Source organism: Paenibacillus sp. 32352 (genome assembly GCF_002042965.1).
Lineage (GTDB): Bacteria > Bacillota > Bacilli > Paenibacillales > NBRC-103111 > Paenibacillus_S > Paenibacillus_S vulneris.
Genome location: NZ_MZNT01000016.1, coordinates 38,858 through 61,062, shown reverse-complemented (window position 1 = coordinate 61,062; position 22,205 = coordinate 38,858). Strand labels below are relative to the sequence as shown.

20 protein-coding genes, 1 pseudogene and 2 riboswitches are annotated in these 22,205 nt (G+C 51.8%); of the genes and pseudogenes, 9 read left to right on the top strand and 12 right to left on the bottom strand.

What is annotated here, in order from left to right; genetic code table 11:
* The first annotated feature begins 25 nt into the window (after positions 1 to 25).
* The 3 genes from B1728_RS29705 to B1728_RS29695 all read left to right on the top strand — a co-directional run bounded on the left by B1728_RS29705 (position 26) and on the right by B1728_RS29695 (position 5,389).
* Positions 26 to 1,678 (top strand): hypothetical protein, encoded by a 1,653-nt coding sequence (locus tag B1728_RS29705; protein WP_079914053.1) that lies wholly within the window; start codon positions 26 to 28, stop codon positions 1,676 to 1,678.
* Between the two features lie 405 nt (positions 1,679 to 2,083).
* Positions 2,084 to 4,357: a hypothetical protein gene (locus tag B1728_RS29700; RefSeq protein ID WP_079914052.1), complete on the top strand. Its 2,274-nt coding sequence runs from the start codon at positions 2,084 to 2,086 to the stop codon at positions 4,355 to 4,357.
* Positions 4,358 to 4,510: 153 nt separating this feature from the next.
* Complete coding sequence (locus B1728_RS29695) at positions 4,511 to 5,389, top strand: hypothetical protein (RefSeq protein ID WP_079914051.1); 879 nt, start codon at positions 4,511 to 4,513, stop codon at positions 5,387 to 5,389.
* A gap of 95 nt (positions 5,390 to 5,484) precedes the next feature.
* Here B1728_RS29695 and B1728_RS29690 read toward each other — a convergent pair whose 3' ends face one another.
* Positions 5,485 to 6,255 (bottom strand): DODA-type extradiol aromatic ring-opening family dioxygenase, encoded by a 771-nt coding sequence (locus tag B1728_RS29690; protein WP_079914050.1) that lies wholly within the window; start codon positions 6,253 to 6,255, stop codon positions 5,485 to 5,487.
* A 225-nt stretch (positions 6,256 to 6,480) separates the two neighbouring features.
* On the opposite strand from B1728_RS29690, the gene B1728_RS29685 reads away from it, so the two are divergent.
* Genes B1728_RS29685 through B1728_RS29670 form a run of 4 tightly spaced genes read left to right on the top strand, consistent with a single transcriptional unit; the run spans position 6,481 to position 10,017 of the window.
* On the top strand, positions 6,481 to 7,020 hold the full coding sequence (locus tag B1728_RS29685; protein ID WP_079914049.1) for a sigma-70 family RNA polymerase sigma factor: 540 nt from the start codon (positions 6,481 to 6,483) through the stop codon (positions 7,018 to 7,020).
* Between the two features lie 11 nt (positions 7,021 to 7,031).
* The gene (locus tag B1728_RS29680; protein WP_079914048.1) at positions 7,032 to 8,186 is read left to right on the top strand and encodes a hypothetical protein; all 1,155 of its coding nucleotides are present in this window, start codon (positions 7,032 to 7,034) and stop codon (positions 8,184 to 8,186) included.
* An 8-nt stretch (positions 8,187 to 8,194) separates the two neighbouring features.
* Positions 8,195 to 9,142: an ABC transporter ATP-binding protein gene (locus B1728_RS29675; RefSeq protein WP_079914175.1), complete on the top strand. Its 948-nt coding sequence runs from the start codon at positions 8,195 to 8,197 to the stop codon at positions 9,140 to 9,142.
* The gene (locus B1728_RS29670; RefSeq protein WP_079914047.1) at positions 9,139 to 10,017 is read left to right on the top strand and encodes an ABC transporter permease; all 879 of its coding nucleotides are present in this window, start codon (positions 9,139 to 9,141) and stop codon (positions 10,015 to 10,017) included. The genes B1728_RS29675 and B1728_RS29670 overlap by 4 nt, the downstream gene beginning before the upstream one ends.
* A gap of 73 nt (positions 10,018 to 10,090) precedes the next feature.
* Here the strand turns inward: B1728_RS29670 and trxA are convergent, their stop codons facing one another.
* From trxA to B1728_RS29655, 3 genes are all read right to left on the bottom strand, one after another.
* A complete protein-coding gene (gene trxA / locus B1728_RS29665; RefSeq protein WP_079914046.1) occupies positions 10,091 to 10,414 on the bottom strand; it encodes a thioredoxin in 324 nt (107 codons plus the stop codon).
* A gap of 54 nt (positions 10,415 to 10,468) precedes the next feature.
* On the bottom strand, positions 10,469 to 10,852 hold the full coding sequence (locus tag B1728_RS29660; protein WP_079914045.1) for a hypothetical protein: 384 nt from the start codon (positions 10,850 to 10,852) through the stop codon (positions 10,469 to 10,471).
* Between the two features lie 154 nt (positions 10,853 to 11,006).
* On the bottom strand, positions 11,007 to 11,438 hold the full coding sequence (locus B1728_RS29655) for an RrF2 family transcriptional regulator (protein WP_079914044.1): 432 nt from the start codon (positions 11,436 to 11,438) through the stop codon (positions 11,007 to 11,009).
* Between the two features lie 182 nt (positions 11,439 to 11,620).
* Here B1728_RS29655 and B1728_RS29650 point away from each other — a divergent pair, with 182 nt between their 5' ends.
* The gene (locus B1728_RS29650) at positions 11,621 to 11,893 is read left to right on the top strand and encodes a hypothetical protein (RefSeq protein ID WP_079914043.1); all 273 of its coding nucleotides are present in this window, start codon (positions 11,621 to 11,623) and stop codon (positions 11,891 to 11,893) included.
* Between the two features lie 75 nt (positions 11,894 to 11,968).
* Here the strand turns inward: B1728_RS29650 and B1728_RS36460 are convergent, their stop codons facing one another.
* The 8 genes and pseudogenes from B1728_RS36460 to B1728_RS29615 form a co-directional block, all read right to left on the bottom strand.
* Positions 11,969 to 12,139: a hypothetical protein gene (locus tag B1728_RS36460; RefSeq protein ID WP_179136256.1), complete on the bottom strand. Its 171-nt coding sequence runs from the start codon at positions 12,137 to 12,139 to the stop codon at positions 11,969 to 11,971.
* Between the two features lie 37 nt (positions 12,140 to 12,176).
* Positions 12,177 to 14,500 (bottom strand): annotated as a pseudogene (locus tag B1728_RS29645) (histidine kinase).
* 41 nt (positions 14,501 to 14,541) lie between these two features.
* A complete protein-coding gene (gene kdpC, locus B1728_RS29640) occupies positions 14,542 to 15,165 on the bottom strand; it encodes a potassium-transporting ATPase subunit KdpC (protein ID WP_079914042.1) in 624 nt (207 codons plus the stop codon).
* A 60-nt stretch (positions 15,166 to 15,225) separates the two neighbouring features.
* Positions 15,226 to 17,277, bottom strand: coding sequence for a potassium-transporting ATPase subunit KdpB (gene kdpB / locus B1728_RS29635; protein ID WP_483311000.1), 2,052 nt, complete (start codon positions 17,275 to 17,277; stop codon positions 15,226 to 15,228).
* 19 nt (positions 17,278 to 17,296) lie between these two features.
* Entirely contained in the window at positions 17,297 to 18,976 is a 1,680-nt protein-coding gene (kdpA, locus tag B1728_RS29630) for a potassium-transporting ATPase subunit KdpA (RefSeq protein WP_079914041.1), read from the bottom strand.
* Between the two features lie 57 nt (positions 18,977 to 19,033).
* On the bottom strand, positions 19,034 to 19,108 hold the full coding sequence (gene kdpF, locus B1728_RS37395; RefSeq protein ID WP_225948557.1) for a K(+)-transporting ATPase subunit F: 75 nt from the start codon (positions 19,106 to 19,108) through the stop codon (positions 19,034 to 19,036).
* A gap of 129 nt (positions 19,109 to 19,237) precedes the next feature.
* The gene (locus B1728_RS29620) at positions 19,238 to 19,636 is read right to left on the bottom strand and encodes a hypothetical protein (RefSeq protein ID WP_079914040.1); all 399 of its coding nucleotides are present in this window, start codon (positions 19,634 to 19,636) and stop codon (positions 19,238 to 19,240) included.
* A 134-nt stretch (positions 19,637 to 19,770) separates the two neighbouring features.
* Positions 19,771 to 19,922, bottom strand: a riboswitch (cyclic di-AMP (ydaO/yuaA leader).
* Between the two features lie 155 nt (positions 19,923 to 20,077).
* A riboswitch (cyclic di-AMP (ydaO/yuaA leader) is annotated at positions 20,078 to 20,272 on the bottom strand.
* 411 nt (positions 20,273 to 20,683) lie between these two features.
* Positions 20,684 to 21,115, bottom strand: a complete 432-nt coding sequence (locus B1728_RS29615; protein ID WP_079914039.1) for a VOC family protein — start codon at positions 21,113 to 21,115, stop codon at positions 20,684 to 20,686.
* Positions 21,116 to 21,228: 113 nt separating this feature from the next.
* Between B1728_RS29615 and B1728_RS29610 the strand changes: the two genes are divergently transcribed.
* Positions 21,229 to 22,176 (top strand): helix-turn-helix transcriptional regulator, encoded by a 948-nt coding sequence (locus tag B1728_RS29610; protein ID WP_079914038.1) that lies wholly within the window; start codon positions 21,229 to 21,231, stop codon positions 22,174 to 22,176.
* Positions 22,177 to 22,205 lie beyond the last annotated feature (29 nt).

Genomic DNA, 22,205 nt, shown 5'->3' with positions numbered 1-22,205 from the left:
AGCATGAAAATGGAGGGGTGACCTAATGAAGAACCGACTTGCTTCCTTTAGTTTGATGACCGGAATGGCACTATTGATGCTGGTTGTAGCCGGCTTCGTCATTCCGTCACTATTGTTCCTGGTCCATGTGCCGCTATTGCCGCTGCATTTTTGGCTAGCTGCGGCGGCGGCAGTCGGAACGGCATGGCTCGTGTTCCAGGCTTCAGGAGAGGATTTGCCTCGCTGGCTCTTCGGAGCATCCATCGGGTGCACTGCTCTGCTGTTTGCTGGCAGTCTCCTGATCAGCGCCTATTTTTACGATTTATCCTACGACGGACAAGCGTACCACCAGGAAGCGATTATTTTGCTCTCCAACGGGTGGAATCCGGTCTATGATGCGCCCGTGTCCATGCCGACAGGAAACAGCATCTGGGTCAACCATTATGCCAAGGGCGCGGAGACTGCGGCTGCGGCTATTTATAAAGCAACGGGCCTGCTGGAGGGCGGCAAAGCCATCAACCTGCTTACCATCGCTGCCTCCGCTCTGCTCAGCTTGTCGGCCCTGCTGCAATTGCGGCCGAACCAGCGCGTCCAAGCCTGGATCGTTGCGGTGCTGCTTGCTCTAAACCCTGTGAGCATCTATCAAGCATTCAGCTACTATGTCGATGGCTTGCTGGCGTCCCTCTTGCTGTGTCTGGTTGCGCTCGGCGCATTAATCTATTCACGTGCAAACCGGATTCTGCTATTCGGCTATACCTTGACCATGATTCTCATCATGAATATCAAATTTACAGCGATCGCGTATGCAGGCCTGCTGACCGTCGGGCTGCTCATCGTTTTGTATATGAGTGAGCAATTCGGGCTCTTGAAGCGATTGTTCCGCATCGGCGCTATCGGCGGGCTAGCGGGCGTCCTGCTGGTCGGCTACAACCCGTATGTGACGAATACCGTCCGGGACGGGCATCCGTTCTACCCGCTAGCCAGTGAAGAAGCGATTGACGTCGTCAAAAACTTCATCCCGCGCAACCTCGAAATGATGAACCGCTTCGAGCAAGCGGCTTCCTCCTATTTTGCGACGACCGTCGGCAACAGCACGGAGAAAAGGCCGACCCAATTCAAATGGCCGTTCACCTTCACGGACCGCGAACTGCAAGTGTACGGAGAGCCCGATGTAGCGGTATCCGGCTTCGGCCCTCTGTTCAGCGGGACGTTGATCCTGTCGCTGCTGGTGCTGCTGCTCGCCTTTCGCAGGCGCACCGGCTGGACGTTAGCGGCCATTGGCATTATCCTGCTGCTGGCGGCCTCGGCGTTCGTCAATCCGGCGGCGTGGTGGGCCCGCTACGTGCCGCAGCTATGGTTCGTGCCGCTGATCTGCGTCTGGCTGGCGCTGAGTCTGCAAAACGGCTACCGGACCATAAAGGCCGCCGGTTGGACCTTGGCCGTATTGATTGCAGCGAATGCGCTGCTCGTCACCGGCATGTACACGAAGGAACAGTTCGCCTGGAATCAGGAGCTGAGGGGCCAGCTTGCCGAGCTGCGTCAGGTGCCTCAGCCGATTCCGGCTGAATTCACGTACAGCTGGTCCAATCAGGAACGGCTTAGAGCTCTCGGAATCGAAGTGAAGGAAGAACGGGAGCTCAGCTGCAGTACCGACAAAATGACACTCGTAAAGTCGGGCACCTCCTTATGCTTGAAGTAAGAAAAACTTTTATTGGCGTCCTTCCGTAGATGAGCGACCGCGTTAAGCGGAAGTTATTATCGCCAAATATAATTTTCACTTCCGATGATCTCGGAATCTTATAAATTCTATTGTGGAGAGAAAACCGTCTATCGACACCCAGATTGTTGAAAAGCTTTGTCATACGGAAAATACGAAAGGTAATAGATGGGGTATCCCCTGTAGGAGCGGTAGCGTTCGCCTTTGTTCTCAGGAAATTTCCACTATAAAGCAAATATAATCCTTATTTCCTGAGAACAACAGCGACCGGAGGGGGATACCCCATTGGGGTACCGAAGCTAATTTTCAGATTATCAGGTTTTTCAACAATCTAAACATCACACCCTTCATAGATAAGAAGATAGAGCTTTTTAAAAGGAGGATATCATGCAAGTGAATTCGGTTAACAAACGCCCCCTGCTCGTTCTGGCGGTCCTTGCGCTGTTTGCCGTTGCGGCGCTTGCATGGACGTTATCGCATGGGACAAGAGGCTGGTTCGCCGGACCGGCCAAGACCGCTCCGCAATCGGTGCTGCCGGTATTCGAAGAGCAGGGAATTAAGCAGACCTCCTCGGTTAAAGACGGCCATTTGGAAGTATACAACGGCAGCGGCTGGACACCGCAATTTTGGACCGGTGTCAATCTGGGCGCGACTACTCCCGGCCATGCGCCTGGAGAGCTCAGCCCGACCAAGGAAGATTATTTGCGCTGGTTCGGGCAAATCAAAGAGATGCATGCCGATGTCATCCGCGTCTATACGATTTTGCCGCCCTACTTCTACGAGGCTCTGGCGGAATTCAACAGCGGCCGCCAAGACCCGCTCTACATGCTTCACGGCATTTGGGCCCCGGAGGACCAGTTGAACGGGAATGGCGGCGAAGGGAGGGATGCCTATCAGGAAGATACGATAGCCGTATTTAAACAAGAGATTCAAGACGCCGTCCATGCCGTTCACGGCAATCTCAACCGAAAGGCCAAGCCTGGACATGCTTCCGGCAAATACGATGCGGACATTTCGCCCTATGTATTGGGCTGGGTTGTAGGCACAGAATGGGATCCTTATGCGGTCAAGGCAACCAATGATGCGCATCCGGATTTGAAGCCGTTTCAAGGGACGTATTTCCAGGCCAAGCCGGAGGCTTCCGCATTCGAGAGCTGGCTTGCGCAAATGCTTGAAACCGTGGCACAGGAGGAGATGAAATATGGCTGGCAGCATCCGGTTTCATTCACCAACTGGGTGACAACGGACCCGCTTACGCATCCGAATGAACCGGCGGAGAACGAAGATTTGGCATCTGTCGATCCGATGCATATTCATCCACAGGAATCGTGGAAGGCAGGCTACTTCGCTTCTTACCATATTTATCCTTATTATCCCGATCTGCTGAGCTACGAGGATAAGTACCAGACCTATAAGGACAGTACGGGCGAAATCAATCCGTACGCCGGTTATTTGCATGATTTAAGAGAGCATCACAAAGGCATTCCGTTGATTGTGGCGGAGTATGGTGTCCCTAGCTCCCGAGGCCTCGCCCACTACGGTCCGCTGAATCGCAACCAGGGCCTGCATACCGAGCAGGAGCAGGGTGAAATCGACGCCGCTCTATATCAAAGCATATACAACGAAAATTACGACGGCGCCGTCTTGTTCTCGTGGCAGGACGAATGGTTCAAAATCACCTGGAACACGCTCGAGCTGGATACGCCTATTGCAAGGCGGCCGTATTGGCGAAATATGCTTACCAACGAGGAGCATTTTGGGGTGCTGGCCGTTGAACCGGGCAAATCGCCTGAGGATATGATCGTTCTGGACGGCAAGACGGAAGATTGGGATCGTCGAAAGCAGGTGGAAACCAAGCAGTATCCGGGCTACAGTCTGTCGGTTTCCCACGATGAAGCGTACTTGTATTTGATGCTGAGAAATTCCCAAGGCGACTGGAAGCTTGGAGACAACCCTTTATACCTTGGCTTCGACACCTTGAATGGCGGAAGCACTACGGCGGATCAAGCGCCCGGTGTTAGCTTCAGCAGCGGTCAAGAATTTGTCATGAAGCTGCAGGGGGCCAAGGATTCCTCCCTGTATATCGGCAGCGCCTACGATTATCACAGCTGGCTGTACGGCTACCAGAAGAAGCTGATGCCGTGGCAGGAGAGCTGGGCTCATGCGGAGAACGGAATCTTCCTGCCGTATAAGCTGCCTGTCAACAAAGGCTTTGTACTGCCGCAAACAAAGGAAAAGGTTCCCTTCGAGGATGTGGAGCTCGGTCAGCTTCATCAAGGCACGACCGATCCGGCAAGCCCGGATTTCAACAGCTTGGCGGACTGGTTCGTTTCCGGCCCGGTTATCGAGGTGCGTATTCCTTGGATGATGCTGGGCTTCACCGATCCGAGCCAGCACAAGGCATGGAAGCACCCTTACGAAGCCGGAGCGCTTAAATTCGACGATGTGAAGTCGATCCGCGTCGAGCCGCACTGGGTTCGCGGTGCCGAGGGGAAAGATAAGCAGGAACCTCTGGCCTACAAATGGGATCATTGGAACAAAGTCGATTATCATGAACGGCTTAAGAAGAGCTATCCGATTTTGCAAAGTCTATTCGCGGAGCAAGGTAAAAAACCGCCGAAGGATGCGCTTGCTCCCCTCCCTTCGGCCCAGACTCAATGATAAGCGACGGATGCCGGGAATTACATGAATCAAATAAGCTTAAACGATCAGGTACATCCTAAGGCCAACATTGAATTTGGAAGGAGCAGGAAAGTGACTCTGCGGCACATGAAACTATTCAATACTTCAAAGACAAGAAGGAGGTTATGTCGGTTGCTGCTAAGCTGCTTACTAGCCGGACAGGTGCTTACAGGGCTGTCCTTGTTATACGGGACTTCCGCCCTGGCTGCTGAGGCTAACGGCCAACAGGTTCTCAGCACGTGGATGTGGAATCCGTATGTGATAGGCCAAGAAGCGGACAGCACGCTTCAGCAGTTGACGAGCAAAGGAGTGAACCGGGTCTACTTGCTGGTGGATTCGAGTTATCCCGTTTCTTACTACAGCAGCTTTATTCGCAAGGCGAACGCTCAGCACATCGAGATTCAAGCGCTGGGCGGCGCTCCGAATTGGGTGCTTCCGGAGTATAACAAGCGCATGTACGCGTTCATCGATTGGGTGAAGAGCTACAACGGGAGCGTCCTTCCTGAGGAGCGGTTTGCCGGAATTCACTTGGATGTGGAGCCTTATGTACTGCCTGAATGGCGTAAGGATTCGGATACGGTCATTGGGCTTTGGAAAGACACGGTAAGCGGATTTGTCGAGGAGGTGAAGAGCGATTCCACTCTGACCGTCGGCATGGATATGCCGGTGTGGCTGGATTCGTTTCAAGTAGGTGACGGACAAGGCGGAAGGACAACCTTGTCGGATTGGCTTATTCGCCGTATGGATGAAGTGACGCTGATGGCGTATTTCAATAAAGCCCAAGACATTGCCTCGTCAGTCCAAACCGAGCTGGCTGAAGCCGACCAGGCCGGCGTCCCTGTGCTTGTAGCTGTAGATACGGTTGACAGCGGCGAGCCGGGTACGTTTTACGGCAAAAGCGAAGCCCTTATGATGCAGGAATTGTCGGCATTGCTGGAGCAAATAGGAGGCCGCCCTTCTTTCGGCGGTATCGGCGTCCATGAGTGGGACAGCTGGTTAAAGATGAACTAAACGATGGGGCAGAGCTCGCACCTGGTGCGGGCTCTGTTTTTTGCCGTTCCTTCACTCTCCCATGCACCAGCCTATAGCTGCAAGGCTTCGGCAGCTTACTTGAACATCCATGCCGATAAGCTCATTGTGCCGTATTGATACTGCTGATGCAGCAGTCTGGCGGACCGGTTCCGGTCGGCAGCGCCCATACATATAAAGAGAGGAGCCAAATGCTCCTGGGTCGGCACAGCCTTTTGGGCATAGGGCGCCCTCTGCACATAATCGAATAGAGACTCCAAATCCCACACGCTGATTTTATCTGCCAGCCACCGATCAAAATGTACAGCCCATTTATCGGCTCCCTCGCTCTCCCATCTCAGCTTCGACAAGTTATGTACAGTGCCGCCGCTGCCGATGATCATGACCCCCTGTTCCCTTAAAGCAAGCAAGGCTTTGCCTATCCGGTACTGCTCCTCGGGAACCAGCCTGGGATGTACCGACAGGGATACCAGCGGAATATCGGCTTCGGGGTACAGCAGCTTCATAACGGTCCATACGCCGTGGTCCAGTCCCCTTCGATGATTCAGCTCACACCGGATCCCTTCGCCGGACAACAGCCTTTCGATCTCCATGCTTAGTACCAGATCCCCTTTGGCCGGATAGTCCAATTCGTAAAGCGGCTCCGGAAAGCCGAAAAAATCATACATCGTCTCCAGTTGAGGTGCACTTGAGATCATCTGCACAGGATGCTCCCAATGCGCACTAAAAATGGCTATCCCTTTAGGTCTCGGAAGCAGCAATCCCAAATTACGCAGCAGCTTCGTATAAGAGTTCGTTTCCAGCACTAATGTAGGCATTCCGTGAGCAACGAATAAAGCTGGAACCATGACAACGACTCCTTTTTGTTATTTGCATGTTCGGAGGCTTTAGCTTTCCCTTTTACAGCCGTCATGGCTGCTTAGCTGTTCCCCTCCATTATAACTGCAAAACGACAGCCTGCGCCGGGTTATAATAAAAAAGGACAAAATGTTTTCCAATTGATCCGGCTGCTGATACAAAATCAAGTCATGCTCCGTCTTATATATAGCTGCAGCTGAAAGGAGGACAATCGATTGGAACCGCAACAACAACAAACATCTGATTATTTTCGCGAAGTGTTTTATATACATTACCCTACCGTTCGCCGCAAGCTCATCGGGCTTGTCAGAGATGAGGCGGCCGCAGAAGATTTGGCTCAGGAGGTGTTCCTGCGTCTCTACCGCAACCCTCCGGACGAACCGTCCGTGATAGGCGCCTGGCTGCATCGGGTGCTGACGAGGATCGCCTACGACCATTTGAATAAAAAGGCCCGGGAGCGAGCTCTGCATGAGAAGCAATCCCTGCACATCCTCAGCACGGAAGAGGAGCAGCCGTCTAACGAGCAGCTTCTGATAAAACAGCTCGACCAGGAGGAAATGCGAGAATGGCTGGAGGAATTGCCCGAACGAGACCGCAAGGCGCTTCTCCTCAAGTACTCGGGATACAGCTACGCGGAAATCGCCGAGCAGCTCCAGGTTCGCCCGCCTTTGGTCGGAACCCTGCTGCACAGGGCTACAGAACGGTTAAGAAAACATGCCGAAGCGCAAACGCAAGCACATGCACGTATGGAATAGGAGGAATTTCGATGAGCGAATCTACAAAAAAGAATGATAGAGAGGTAACGGATGCCGCTTGGGCCAAGCTGCAGCAAAAGCTTGCTCAAGAACCAGCGCAGCCTCAATGGTCCCGCTGGTCCGAACAACTTACGGCGGATCCCGCAGCCGCTCCTCTTACAGCTTCCGTAACGGAAGCTCCGGCGATGGCAGGAAGCGCAAGCCAGCCAGCAATTCCGCAGGCTTACCCTACCAGCCCGGAATCCGGACATACCAAGAAATCCGGATCGTTCGCCAGCTGGCTGCATAGGAACAAAAAATGGGTTGCCGGCGCCGCTGCGGCAGGGGTTATCGCCGTTACCGTCGCTACGCCTTCCGGCAACCAGGCTCTTGCCGCGATCTTGAACAAGTTCCGCATGCAGCAGCTTACCGTGGTACAGGAAAATGATTTGCAAACGATCTTGAACGGCGCTTTCGGGGACGGCAAGGAACGGGAGTCGATCAACAAGTTCGGAACCTTCTCCCAAACGTCGGGCAAACCTATCGGCGAGGTCGATGCTTCTGAAGCGTCCAAACTCGCTGGACATAAGATTATTATCCCGCCTGAATATGATGCCAAAAATAAAATCTATGTTTCCCCATCCAACAGCCTTACTTTTAATATGAATGTGGATGAGGTTAACAAAGCCATGAAACGCCTGGGGGCAACGAAGCTGCTGCCGGCCTCCGTAGACGGCAAACCGATCACGCTGGAAATGGGTGAGACTGTTCACCTGTATGTTGTATCCAAAGATTCCCCCGAGAAGGGAGATTCCAAGGGCTATTCGTTCACACAAACACCGGTGCCGACAATTACGGTCGATCCGTCCATTCCGGTAGCGGAGGCGCTGGATGCGGTGCTGCAATTCCCGCTTTTGCCTCAGAACCTTAAGGAAAGCCTGCAAACAGCCGGTGTCCTGCAAGGCGGCTCCGTTCCGCTACCTATCATAGACAATGGCCAGGTCGAAAAGGTGAAGGTCGAGGGCGTAGACGTCATCGTAAGCACCAATCAATACAACCAGGGCAAGACAACCTACTACTCGGCAACCTGGGTGAAGCAAGGGCAGCTGTACAGGGTTGACGGCAGCAATGGGCTAACGAGCCGCGCCGCCCTTATTGCTAAAGTAACGGAGTTGATCAAGTTGTGAGCCAAACCATGATTGATGCTCAGAATTTAAGCAAGGATTACGGAAACGGCCGCGGCTGCCGCGGTATTACGCTTCAAGTTGGTGCGGGGGAAGCCTTTGGCTTCCTCGGCCCTAACGGCGCAGGCAAGAGCACCTTCGTCAAAATGCTCGTCGGCCTCATCCGTCCTACCGGAGGGAGCGCGATGATCATGGGCGAACCGATCGGCTCTGTAGAAGCGCGGCGCCATATCGGTTACTTGCCGGAGCTGTACCGCTATCAGGAATGGCTGAGCGGCGAGGAGGTTGTGAAACTGCATGCCAAGCTGTGCGGCATGGATCCTGTCACAGCCGGAAAACGCGTTCCCGAGCTGCTTGATCAGGTAGGAATCGGTCTGCGCGGGCGAGACCGCGTGAAGAACTATTCCAAGGGCATGCAGCAGCGACTGGGCTTAGCCTGCGCTCTCGTTAACGATCCGAAGCTCGTATTCCTGGATGAACCGGCCTCCGCGCTGGATCCTATCGGACGCATGGAAGTGCGTGATCTCCTGCGCATGCTTCGCGGTCAAGGAAAAACGATATTCCTTAACTCTCACTTGCTTGAGGACGTCGAAATGCTGTGCGACCGAGTCGCCCTGCTGAATAATGGAAATATACTGCACACCGGAGCCGTCTCCGACGTGCTGCAGGAGAAAACCCGCTGGCACTTGCGTGTCGGCGGGTTCACGCCGTTTGGTTTGACATGGCTTCAGGACATGACAGGTCTTCCGATCGCAACAGCCTCGCTGGAGGTGCCACACGACAGCGATTCCGTATGGCTGGAAGCGGAGCTGGAGGATGACGAACAGATTGGCTGGCTGAACAGCCTCGTGATTGAGCAAGGCATGACCTTGTATGAGGTGAAAAAATCGAAAACAAGGCTGGACGAATGGTTCATGAGCGCCGTGTCCGGATTGAGTCATAGGGGGGAACGCGCATGAACGCTATCATCGCAATGACCTGGAAAGAGCTTCTGCGCAAAAGAGTTATGCTGTTGACACTGCTCATGACGATCGTTTTTTTGCTCGCCTTTTGGTTTGTCGCTCAAACCATCGGAGCACGGCTTCATGATACGCAGGATAAGACCAGCATAACTTATCTTATTCAAAGCTTTACACTAGGCAGTATTACTTTAACGCTCGGCTTCTTTTTCGGAGCCTTTGTCATCGCTTTTCTATCCATCTTCAGCTCCTTTGCCGTTATCTCGGGAGAAGCGGAGCAAGGAGTGCTGCAGGCGCTCATGCCTCGTCCTGTTCCGCGCTGGCATTGGTATATGGGCCGGTGGATCGGCTATGTGACCTTGGGAATAGGGTACGCCGCCCTGCTGTTCGTTTCGATTTTATGGATCACCGATTACCATTCGGGGGTTCCCTCCGATCTATTCGCACTGATCAAATCGTTTCTGCTATTCGCCTCCGTAGTTCCGATCCTGGTCTCCGTCTCGATGCTTGGATCCTGCATATTCTCCGCTTTGGGGAACGGCGTATTTATGACCATGCTGTACGGAGCGGGGTGGCTTGGCGGAATGATCGAAAAGGTAGGAAGCATCGCCAGACTGGACAACGACGCCGTCAAACCGTTGACAACCATTGCGGGATTAATGTCCCTCGCCATGCCTACCGAATCCGTTCAGCATCGCATGCTCTCCGAGATGTTCTATCTCCCCGAGCTGCAGGGGATTGCAGAACTGGACTCCGCTCTCGGCCCGTTCGGCATCGGCCAAGTCCCATCCAATTCGTTTTTACTCTATGCGGCCTGTTATACCCTCGCTGCGATAGCAGCAGGATTATTCATGTTCAACCGCAAGGATTTATAACGTAAAAAACAACCCTACGGTTTCCCGGATGATCCAGGTACCCGCAGGGTTGTTATGTTTTTATCCTTTTCCATTAGTTGGCCAAATGGGGCTCTACCCACGACAGCATATCACCCAATGGTCTGAAACCGACAGCTGTAGCCACTTCGACGCCGTTTTTGAACAGCTTCATAGTCGGAATGCTCATAATACCGTAAGCTCCGGGAGTTTCCGGATTATCATCCACATTCATTTTGGCAATCGTCAGCTTGTCGCCCAATTGCTGGCTCATCTCTTCCAGAACAGGGGCGATCATTTTGCAAGGACCACACCACGGAGCCCAGAAATCTACCAGCACGACACCTTCTTGAGAAATCGTTTCTTTAAAATTGTGATCTTCTACTTTAATCAAAGACATAGTATGCACTCTCCTTTAAATAGTTTTAACCTTGATATATATCAACCTAAACTATTAATCGATTCGAACTCGACTAATAGAAGGGCCTGAACCGTATCCATGGAACGGCTTGTCGTTACGGTTTGGATCAAATTGCAGCATGCGGAGATTCGCGTACAAATCGTCAAACCATTCCTGATCGCGAGTCATTAAGGCCAGATCCATCAAGCTGCGGAGACCCGCTTCTACCGGCACATAATCGGTCAGCTTAGACAATTTGCCCAACGAGCTGGTAACGACTTGACCGATCGCTTCTTCATGATCGCATTGGGTAACCCGAACCTTCACCGTCCCATAGGCATCAATGGATTCCACATAGCCTATAAATTTCTCATCCTCCGCCGACGTTCCGCTAACCCAATCGCTTACCTTAATCCAATCCTGACGGATCGATGTCATTACTGCCACTCTCCTTCCTCAAAATAAGGATCTGCTTAACTGAAATGAAACGAATTACAGTTTACCTGCCATTTACCAAGCTTCCTTGCCGCAAACGATAGGCATACCCTAACTGAGATCTTATTCGTAACAGTTTGGCCCGGAAAAAGAAACGCTAACGTTTCTTCTCTTGCTCTCGACGCAGCCGCTCCAATACATCGCGGATCGTCCATTGACCGAAATATTCAATCAATTGCTTCTCCGCCCCAGCGAATATGTCATCCATCACCACAGCCATATTACATGCAATCATACAATCCTGCTCCACGTCGCCCGAACACCATCCCGGCTTGACGGACCCCATAGAGGTTAAACGATACATCTCAGCCAGTGTGACCTGTGAAGGATCGCAATGGAGCAAAAATCCTCCCCCGGTTCCCTCCTTGGCGGCTACATAACCGTGCTTGCGAAGCAGCGCCATGACTTTGCGCACTCGCGCCGGATGGGTGCATACATTGTGGGCGATCATATCGCTTGTGGCCATATGATCGGGTCTGTAAGCGAGCAATACCAGACTATGAACCGCTATTGTAAACTCGCTATTCACAGTGATGCCTCCTCATAAACCTGATCGCTATTTGCTGCTGTTTGCCTTTCATACTGTTATTATATCGATTACAGTTGAAAGTGTCAAGGGCCTTTGCATGTATAGAAACGGCCTTGAGAACAAACGATAAGCTATGCTTTGCCGTACGGAAACTGCTGAAAAGCTTTAAGGAGTTGAACTGCATGTCACAGTATACCGATCATTTTATTAAAGAGTTAATCAGCAAGAACAATGACCTGTTTACCGAGCAGGATTTTACAGAATGCCAGAAAGCGGTCAAGGACTTTACAGGGCTGGTTGCCAACCTGGAAACGACCCAATACAATTTTCGCAGGAAGCTGTCGGATGTGGCCGATAAAAATCCTCATGATATCGAGAAGGTTGTTTATCTTCAAGGCATGGTAGACGGAATGAACCTAGTGATCGGTCCGTTGAAGCAATTCATAAATCAGTAACCGGCACTCCTGCGCTCTAATCCATGACGAAAGGGGCCTTTCCCGGTGAAAAGCCCCTTTCTTAGCGACTTCCTGCTAATGAATAATAAACTGGATAATGCCCGAAATAATGATGGCCTGGCAAAACGAGATGAGTATTCTTTTCCGCACGGCCGCTTTATGCGTCTGACGCGTATTGTCGAACATATTGATAAACAAGTACCCGGATACAAATAAACAAATAAATACGAAAATAAAGATTCCCATTGCTCTCTCTCCCATGCTGATATGCTGTGATACTGGCTTAAACTTGAAATTTCGGGTCAAAGTCGGCAACGACAAGCACATCCATATGGCGAGAGGAGCGAAGCAGCCTCTTCACCAAAGATTGATGCCACCATTCCTGCCATAGCGTTCGTCTGGATTGCCCAATAATCATCTGTGTTGTCTTAACCTCATTGGCTTTAGCAGCCAACACATCCACGATCTGATGTCGGCTTGTGGCTGATAAAATGTGAAACTTTCCTCCGAGTCTTTCCGTCAGCTGCCCGATGGCATCAAGCCTTTCCGATAGCTCTGGAGTAACCGGTCTGTCATTCGGCTGTACAAAAGTCACTATCCATATGGCCTTAAGCCGGTGCGCGATGCGAAATCCTCTGCGGATCAGCCTCTCCGCATGCGGTGAGGTATTGACGCATACGAAAATAACCTCCTGCCTGCGCCATGGTCCTCTCAAGGCCCCTTTGCGCTCCCAGGATTCGAGCCGTTCGTCCACATCATCGGCAATCTCCCGCAACGCCAGCTCACGCAAAGCAATTAAATTCCCTGTTTTAAAGAAATTCCCCAGTGCTTGATCTACTTTGTCCATGGCATAAATTTGGCCGTCCCTCATCCGCCTCCGGAGGGATTCGGGCGCCACATCAATAAGCTGCACTTCATCAGCCAGCCACAGAATGTGATCCGGCACCGTTTCACGGACCCGGACCCCCGTGATCTGCATAACGGCATCGTTAAGGCTTTCCAGATGCTGCACGTTCACCGTGGAAATGACAGAGATGCCTGCATCCAATATTTCCATGACGTCCTCGTAGCGTTTTTTATTCCTGCTGCCGGGGACATTCGTATGGGCCAGCTCGTCGACGAGCACAATTTCCGGCTTAAGCCGAAGGATCTCCTCCGTATCCATTTCCTCCAGCTGGGCGCCGCGGTAATCGATCACCTTGCGCCGTATGGTCTCCAGCTGCCCGACCTGCGCCAGCGTTTCCTTCCGGCCATGGGTCTCCAGTAAACCGATGCGCACTTCCGCCCCTTTGCGCAGCAGATCGTTGCCCTCGCGCAGCATCGTATACGTCTTGCCTACACCTGGGGCTGCTCCAACGTATACCTTGAACCGGCCGCGCCTGATCTGCTCGATTCTTCGCTCAACCTCCTGCGAGCTAAGCCTCCTGTAGGGATCCTCGGCCGGCTTCTTGTGCTTGGCGGGAAGAATACGTTCTCCTTCGTGCTCCGCTCTGTCGGCTACGATGAAGATGTCTATGTTTCTCGTTTGTTGAAGCATATCGTGAACGATAGAGCCTTGCCAAAGCTCCTGCCAGCGCGTCTGCTTGGAATGGCCCATCACGATTCGGGTTATATTATGCTCTACCGCATACTGCACCAGCATGCCGGGCAGCGCTCTTCGCGAGCAGAGCGGCAGCTCCTCGAAGCTGCCTCCGACCTTTTCGACCAGCTTCATGATAGACCGCTTGAAGGCGGCCTCCTCTCTGCCCAGCTGCTTCTTATTACTCACAAACGTAACGACATGAAGATCCCCGTTCAGCCGCTTGGCGATCTGCTGGCCTCTACGGACATGGATCGAGCCGTTCCAATGGTATTGCGCCGATACCAGGATGCGTTCCCCTGCCCCGATGGGCCGAGCAGCCCCATTTCCTCCCTATATTTTTCGAGTGATTCGTTCACTCCCTCCGCCACAAGACGGAGCGAAAGCTCGCGAAGGATAGCGAGATTGCCGCGTTGGTAGACATCGGCGTCGCCTTGGAACCTCAAGTTGCCTTCGGCGGCACGGGTTAACATCGTTTCGGGCGTTACGTCGATCAGGACGACCTCATCCGCCAGCTCCAGCGTATCGGAAGGGACGGTTTCCCTGACCTCCATACCGGTCCTTCGCTTTACCAGGTCGGTGACTCCTTCCAGCTCGTAAACATTAATAGTTGTGATGACGCTAATGCCGTGGCTGAGCAAATACTTGATATCTTCTAGTCGCGTGGGAAACCGGGCGTCCTTGCGGTTGCGGTGAGCCAGGCCGTCAACCAGAACGAGCTCGGGATTGCGTTCGATCAGCTGCTCGAGATTCAAATCCTTCTTCTCCACGCCGTCCTTGAGCCAATGAATGCTGGGAATGCGCTCGAGATCGCCAATCTGCTCCACCGTGTCCGGTCTTTGCATCGTAGACACGGCGCAGATAACGACATCGATGCCCTGCTGCTTGTGCGCATGTCCTTCACGCAGCATGTGATACGTCTTTCCCGAGCCGCTGACCGCGCCGATGTAGACCTTTAGCCGCCCGCGGTGTAGCCTGGATATGGATAATAAGATTTCCTCGGGCGTCTTTCCTCTAAAGGTCTCCATCTCGGCGCCTCCCTGCTGAGCCTATGGACTTCAATGAAGCATCATTTATGGGTCAATGCCTCCAAATCGATGTTGAGCTTAAGCACGTTCACTCTTGGCTCACCGAACAATCCCAAGTCTCTTCCTTCTATATGAGCATCCACCAGCTTGCTCAGCTGCTCCTGCGGGATGCCCGTCAGCTTGCTGATTCGGGGAACCTGCGCTTGAGCCGATTCCGGGCTGATGTGCGGATCGAGACCGGATGCGGAGTTCGTAATCAAATCGATAGGCAGCTTGCTGATCGGAACATCGGGGTTGTTCGCCTTCCATTCCTCGATGGAAGCTTGAGTGCGCTTGATCAGCTCCGGGTTGGACGGGGCATAGTTGTTTGTTCCCGAAGCTTCCGCCTTGTATTCGATACTCGATACCCGTCCCTGGAACCATTTCGGATCGGTAAAGCTTTGTCCGATCAGCTCGGAGCCTACAATCTGTCCCGAGGCATTGCTCACCAGACTGCCATTGGCTTTGCCCGGCATCAACACTTGAGCCAGACCCGTGCATACCAGAGGATATACAATCCCGCACAGAACAATAAAAACGACGGCAATCCGAAGCACGGTAAAGAAGGAAACCGTTCCGGCGCTTGGATGCGCCGCTGAAGCTGTAGCCGAAGTCGAAGGTTTCATACTTTCTCATTCCTCTCTGATTCGGGGCCAAGTCCATGGACAAAGCCCCTTCCTCTATCTTTACATCCATACATTCACGATCAAATCGATGAGCTTGATCCCAATGAACGGTACGATGACCCCGCCTAGTCCGTACACCACGATGTTTCTGCTAAGCAGCCTGGATGCGGTCATGGGCTTATAAGCCACTCCCTTCATCGCAAGCGGGATCAGCAGCGGGATAATGATGGCGTTAAATAGCAACGCCGATAGGATAGCCGACATCGGGGAACCGAGCCGCATAATGTTCAAAGCCTCCATTTGCGGAATAGCTAAGGTGAACATGGCAGGGATAATAGCGAAATATTTGGCTACGTCATTTGCAATGCTGAACGTGGTCAGCGCACCGCGTGTCATGAGCAGCTGCTTCCCTATGGCAACCACTTCGATGATTTTAGACGGATCGGAGTCCAGATCGACCATATTGGCCGCTTCCTTGGCCGCGACCGTTCCGCTGTTCATTGCGAGGCCCACGTCCGCCTGGGCGAGCGCCGGGGCATCATTCGTCCCGTCGCCTGTCATTGCGACCAGCTTGCCTTCCGCCTGCTCCCGGCGGATCACCGCTATTTTATCCTCCGGCTTGCTCTCGGCGATAAAATCATCCACTCCCGCTTCGCGGGCAATGGTCGCCGCCGTCAGCGGATTATCCCCGGTACACATGATGGTCTTGATCCCCATCCTGCGCAGTTCTTCAAAGCGCTCCTTCATGCCCGGCTTCACGGTATCTTTCAAATAAATCAGCCCGTACAGCCGTTGATCTACCGCCACCGCCAGAGGTGTACCCCCTTCCGAGGCAATAGCGTTGCTCTTGCTTTCCAAATCCGCCGGGATGATGCCGCCTTGAGCGATGACCCACTGCTTCACCGCATCGACTGCTCCCTTGCGAACCTTGCGTCCATCCGCCAGATCGATACCGCTCATTCGTGTTTCCGCTTTGAATTCGATGAATTCGCCGCCTTCTCCAAGCGCTTCGTCATAGCTTAAGCCCTGCTTCTTCATCCATTCCAGTACGGAGCGGCCTTCGGGGGTTTCATCCTTTACGGAGCTGACAGCCGCCCATCCGGCTACGTCTCCCACGCTTTCCGACCCGAGAGGGAGCATATCGCTTGCCATGCGGTTCCCGTAGGTGATCGTTCCTGTTTTATCAAGGATCATCGTATTGATGTCCCCGGCTGCTTCCACCGCTTTGCCGGACATAGCCAACACATTGAATTGGGTAACCCGGTCCATACCGGCAATCCCTATGGCCGACAGCAAGCCTCCGATCGTTGTCGGAATCAGACACACAAGCAATGCGATTAACACCGGAATCTCCAGGCGGATCTCCAAATAGCCCGCGATAGGAGCCAAGGTCACGACAACGATCAGAAAAATAAGTGTCAAGCTGGTCAGCAAAGTATTCAATGCCAGCTCATTGGGCGTCTTCTGGCGCTTGGCGCCCTCAACCAGCGATATCATCCGGTCTATGAACGATTCGCCGGGGTCACTCGTAATCCGCACTTTGATTTTGTCGCTTACGACGCGTGTCCCGCCGGTAACGGAGCTGAAATCTCCGCCGGCTTCCTTGATGACGGGAGCAGATTCCCCTGTAATCGCCGATTCGTCGACCGAAGCCAGCCCTTCAATGACTTCGCCGTCACCCGGAATCATTTCCCCTTGGGACACGACGACCAGATCCCCCTTGCGCAGCTCGGTAGAAGGCACCACCTTGATACCGGAGCCATTATTCACGATTTTGTTCGCCGTAATTTCCTGCTTGGTCTTTTTGAGAGAGTTGGCTTGTGCCTTCCCTCTCCCCTCCGCCAGCGCTTCCGCGAAATTTGCAAACAGTACGGTGAATAATAAAATAACGAATACGGTAAAATTGAAGCCTACGCTGTTCTCCGTTCCAAAGTAGCCAGGAAACACGGTCATAAGCAGCACGACCAAGGTGCCCGCTTCTACAACGAACATGACGGGATTTTTCATCATCACAACCGGATTCAGCTTCAAGAAGCTTTCTTTAACGGCATTCATGACGATCGCCGAATTGAGCATCGATTTCCGATGCTGGTTTGCATTCATCTTGCTCATACAGTTTCGCCTCTCCTATTTAACGAATCGTTACATGTTCTGCGATAGGCCCCAGCACGATGACCGGCAGGAACGTCAGCGCTCCGATAATCAATACTGTACCTACCAGAATTCCTACGAACAAACGGTTATCCGTTCTGAACGTGCCGATGGTCTCGGGCACCCATTGCTTGCGTACAAGGGAACCCGCCACTCCCAAGAGAGCAATCATCGATATATAACGACCGAACAGCATGACGACACCGGTGGATATATTCCAGAACGGCGTATTATCGCCTAAGCCTTCAAATCCTGACCCGTTATTGGCGGCCGAGGAGGTATACTCATACAAAACCTGCGATATCCCGTGATAGCCCGGATTTGATATAGCTGCCCTGCCTAACTCCGTTGCCAGCGCAAGAGCCGTGGGCATCAGAATAATGAAAGGATGCGCCAGAATCGCTATAGCAATCAGCTTCATTTCACGCGGCTCGATCTTTTTGCCGAGAAACTCCGGTGTACGTCCCACCATCAAACCGGCCAGAAATACTGCAAGAATGGCATACATCAGCATATTGACCAGCCCTACGCCTTTCCCGCCGAATACGCAGTTCAGCATCATCAGAGCGAGCGGTGTGATTCCGCCGAGCGGCGTCAGCGTATCGTGCATATTATCGACTGAGCCGGTTGTCGCCGCCGTCGTTACCGTTGTAAACAGCGCTGATTGCGCGATACCGAAGCGGACCTCTTTCCCCTCCATACTGCCCTGCGAAGCGTCGATTCCCAGCTTGTTCATCAGCGGGTTCCCCGCCGATTCCGCCGTATAGATGAGCGACAGGAACAGTAGGAACAAGATCATCATCGCCGTGAATAGAACCCAGCCCTGCTTCCGATTACGTGCAAACCGTCCGTACGTGTATGGAAGGGCGGCCGCCAAAGACCACATTGACAAAATTTCAAGCACATTCGTCAAACCGCTCGGATTTTCAAAGGGATGAGCCGAGTTGACTCCGGAAAAGCCGCCTCCGTTCGTTCCCAGATGCTTGATGGATTCCAGCGAAGCTATAGGCCCGATAGCGATCTGCTGCCGGCCTCCCTCCAGCGTGTTGACGGTTAAGGTCGGCTGCAGAGTTTGCGGCACATGAAGCGCTACAAGCACCATCGTGACCCCAATAGCGAGCGGGAAAAATACACGGATATGCGCTTTGACAAAGTCTTCAAAAAAGTTCCCGATTGTCTCTCCCTTGCTCGTGATTCCGCGTATAAAAGCAATAGCTGCGCACAGCCCTGTCGCCGCCGAGGTGAACATCATCATCGTAATGACAGCCATTTGCGAGAAGTAGGATAACCCCGACTCCCCGCTGTAATGCTGCAGATTCGTGTTGGTCATAAAGCTGATGACCGTATTGAACGACAGCGTTTCTTCCATATTGTCGATACCATTCGGGTTCAGCGGCAAATCGTTTTGAACACGAAGGAGGAGATAGCCGATCGCCACAAAGACGATATTCGTCAGGATGAAGCTTAGAGCATACGTCTTCCAGGTCATCCCTTGGCGGTTCTTCAGGCCTGTTACCGCATAGATTGCCTTCTCCACAGGAGCAAACCAGGTATCCGTACGATTGCCTTCATTAGAAAAGACGTGATATAAATAGGTCCCTAATGGTTTGACCAGCAGGACTAGAATGACAATCACGACGATGATTTGCAATATTCCCATTGTCGTTTCCTCCTAAGAAAGCTGTCTTCGTCTGCTGAGCTTTTCTGAAAGAAATGCTCAGAATTTTTCCGGATGAATTAGGGCATAAGCCAAATAAATGAAGAGAAGCACGGTGATGGCAGCGATAACCATCATGATCTTTCGCCTCCTGTCTCCTCAACGACCCGATTGCACCAAGACAAAAAGCCGTAAAACAAAAGGTACGTTACTGCCAGCAGTACTACCATATATACATCCTGCATAGGAATGCCTCCGTCCGCATTAATTCATCAAGAAAGATACATCATGGCTTGAAGTATGAATGACATGGTCAGCTCCCAGACCTTTATAGACAAGCCGCGGATTCATATTATGCGTCACCACGCAAATTTCTTTGGATGTCCAGGTCCTGCATATTTGAATGAAGCGGCAGCACAAGTTCAAGGAGCTTTCAAATAAAAAGACTTTACCGATCGGAAGGTCGGGCAATAGCCACGACTCGCATTCCGACGTATCGATCCAAATCATATGCTTTACGCCCAAGCTCTCTAGACGCTCCTGCTCCGCCCGGCTGTTCGTAATTGCTGCGAACGGAATGCCTTTGGACAGCAGCAGCCGGATAAATCCTTCTCCGGTTTTGTTGGGCGCCGATACAAGAATAAATTCTTGAGCGGCGTTCATCTTCACATTCCTCCTAATCTCTCAAGAGAAGGCAGCAGGATCAGGGCACAAAAAAAGAAGCCTGCGAAAAGAGGTGAACTCTTCACGCGGCTTCTTGAAGCACAGCCATAGCTGTACCTAAGCACACGATCATCGTTGCCTCTCTCGATACGCTTACGAGGTTAGCTGCCGGATTCGGGCGTGAGAGTCGCCCTACCTGAAAATTTCAGGATTCACCCCATGAGCCGGTAAGCTCGTTGGTTCCCCCGTTCCTTAATCAGCACTAAGGATTCAGCGATACATTGCAAGATCATATCCATCTAGTTTTATGGAAGCATTCCCTATCGTTTTTCAATAGAAAACGCAAGAAGACCACAGAGGCTTAAGCCCTGTGGTCGTTAATAGCGATCACAAGCTTCATCATCCTCTCTCCATAGACCCTTTGAACTTCTGCATAGAAGTTAGAGGTCTGTTCCACGCTGACGAGGTTAGCTGTCGGATTCGGGCGGTGAGAGTCGCCCTACCGGCAGGCGCAAGCTAGCTTTGCACCCTTCGGATTCACCCCAAGCGATATGCGGACGGCTCTCACACCGAACGGATATCACTGTGTTGGTTCCCCCGCTTTCCTAATAGAAGGAAATTAAGCGATCAGAATTTGGAAACATTGTTTTTTTTCAAATCATGAATTGTATATTACGCCAGTTGCCCTTAACTGTAAAGAACACTTGGGAGACTTGTGCGATGAAATTACACCAACGGCCAGGATGGCAACGCTTACTTTACATGCGATCTCCAGATAACTGCGTCCTGCTCACTCTATCTCCACTTTTCGTAAATCGGTTCCCTTTGATTTCCTGCCGCTTCAGCACCTTCTTTATCCAAAATGCACTTAGCTAAAGCCAACCGTTTTTCTCTGCGATGCTGATTGCGTCAATCCGGTTTTTGGCTTCGAGCTTTTGCAGAAAGAACAAAATGTAGTTCCCACGCAGCAGCTTATACGGTAAAATTATACAGGACCATCAATTATAAAAGAACCGGGGATTCCTCCCCGGTCAAAGCCTTTTATTTTCAGCTCCAGCTGCTCGTTGTATCATTCATGAAGAACTGGAACGTAATGTTAAAACGATCTTTCACTATTCCGAAGCACGGACTGAATTCAGTTTCCTGAAGCGGGAACATCACTTGCCCTTTTTCACTCAATTTAGTAAACATTTCTTTAATCTCGTTTTGCTGCGTCGCTGTAATGCAAATATTCACCTGATCTCCGATTACATAAGGTTGCCCCGGAAAGATATCAGCGACCATCAAATCATTTTCACCGGTTTGCAGCACGGCATGGGAAATGCGGGTTTTCACCTCTTCAGGTAAACCATCGGCATCCTTGCCTTCCCCGTACGTAGTTTTGAACAGTAATTTCGAGTTCAACGCTTCCTGGTAAAACTCAATTGCTTCCGCAGCTTGTCCATCCAGCATAATAAACGACGTTGAGCGCATTGACATTCCAACATCTCCTTTTAAATGAAATTGTCCAATTTTGGTTGTTTTGGACTTGATTAGCATCATATCGCACAATAGTGACAATACTTGTCGCAATACACGAAATGGAGTTTATAATGGCAAAGTCCAAACGACTGATCGAGATTATGATGATCATCAACAAAAAGAAGTCTTTCAACGCCCAAGAGCTTGCCGATGAATTTGGAGTTTCCACGCGGACGATTATGCGGGATATGCAGGAGTTGAGCGCGCTGGGGGTTCCTTTTTATTCGGAGGTCGGTCAGCATGGGGGATATAAGATGCTTAACGAGAGAATGCTGCCCCCGGTTGCTTTTACGGAAGACGAAGCGCTTGCTGTATTTTTTTCCAGCCATGCATTGAGGCACTACGAGAATCTTCCTTTTGAGGCGGAAACAGATTCCGTGCTGCGGAAGTTTTACTCTTATATGACGGAAGATATTCGGGACCGTATCGACCGGATGCGGAAACGATTTGATCTGGTTACGCCGATGAGACATGCAAGCACGCCTTATTTGAGCTTATTGCTGGATGCTGCGATCGATCAAAAAGTGGTGCGCATGGAGTACGAATCGAAACAGCATAAGCGGTTAAGAGATGTCCAGCCGATCGGAATTTATGCCAGCAATGGGTTTTGGTATTGTCCGGCCTATTGCTTTCACCGCCAAGAAATTCGCTTGTTTCGCTGTGACCGGGTTAAATCTGTTGAACTTTCCGAACTGAAAGCGATCGATTTGACGCAAGTGCATACAGGAAACTGGGAGTCTTACATGGAAGAGGAAAGTCCGGCAATGGAGCTTTATGTTGAGCTTACGGCAACAGGGGTGCAGAGATGCCAATCCGAAATGTGGCCGGCGCACAAATTGCAAATTCATGTTAGAGAAGACGGCACAGGATGGCTGGACGATCAAATCCCCACAAGCAGCCTTCCATTTTTCGGCCAATTTTTTATTGGATTGGGTATGGATGCAAAGGTAAAAGCGCCAGACGAGCTGATCCATGTTATGAGGGAAATGCTGGGTAAACTAATGGAGCAATATCGGTAAAGATTGTCCAACACGAAGGCCCCCTTAGC

Bases quoted from the DNA above. Each gene is read 5' to 3' on its own strand.
- B1728_RS29705 (WP_079914053.1), top strand. From the start codon at position 26: ATGAAGAACCGACTTGCTTCCTTTAGTTTGATGACCGGAATGGCACTA.
- B1728_RS29700 (WP_079914052.1), top strand. From the start codon at position 2,084: ATGCAAGTGAATTCGGTTAACAAACGCCCCCTGCTCGTTCTGGCGGTC.
- B1728_RS29690 (WP_079914050.1), bottom strand. From the start codon at position 6,255: ATGGTTCCAGCTTTATTCGTTGCTCACGGAATGCCTACATTAGTGCTG.
- B1728_RS29680 (WP_079914048.1), top strand. From the start codon at position 7,032: ATGAGCGAATCTACAAAAAAGAATGATAGAGAGGTAACGGATGCCGCT.
- B1728_RS29675 (WP_079914175.1), top strand. From the start codon at position 8,195: ATGATTGATGCTCAGAATTTAAGCAAGGATTACGGAAACGGCCGCGGC.
- B1728_RS29670 (WP_079914047.1), top strand. From the start codon at position 9,139: ATGAACGCTATCATCGCAATGACCTGGAAAGAGCTTCTGCGCAAAAGA.
- trxA (WP_079914046.1), bottom strand. From the start codon at position 10,414: ATGTCTTTGATTAAAGTAGAAGATCACAATTTTAAAGAAACGATTTCT.
- B1728_RS29660 (WP_079914045.1), bottom strand. From the start codon at position 10,852: ATGACATCGATCCGTCAGGATTGGATTAAGGTAAGCGATTGGGTTAGC.
- B1728_RS29650 (WP_079914043.1), top strand. From the start codon at position 11,621: ATGTCACAGTATACCGATCATTTTATTAAAGAGTTAATCAGCAAGAAC.
- B1728_RS36460 (WP_179136256.1), bottom strand. From the start codon at position 12,139: ATGGGAATCTTTATTTTCGTATTTATTTGTTTATTTGTATCCGGGTAC.
- kdpC (WP_079914042.1), bottom strand. From the start codon at position 15,165: ATGAAACCTTCGACTTCGGCTACAGCTTCAGCGGCGCATCCAAGCGCC.
- kdpB (WP_483311000.1), bottom strand. From the start codon at position 17,277: ATGAGCAAGATGAATGCAAACCAGCATCGGAAATCGATGCTCAATTCG.
- kdpA (WP_079914041.1), bottom strand. From the start codon at position 18,976: ATGGGAATATTGCAAATCATCGTCGTGATTGTCATTCTAGTCCTGCTG.
- B1728_RS29620 (WP_079914040.1), bottom strand. From the start codon at position 19,636: ATGAACGCCGCTCAAGAATTTATTCTTGTATCGGCGCCCAACAAAACC.
- B1728_RS29615 (WP_079914039.1), bottom strand. From the start codon at position 21,115: ATGTCAATGCGCTCAACGTCGTTTATTATGCTGGATGGACAAGCTGCG.
- B1728_RS29610 (WP_079914038.1), top strand. From the start codon at position 21,229: ATGGCAAAGTCCAAACGACTGATCGAGATTATGATGATCATCAACAAA.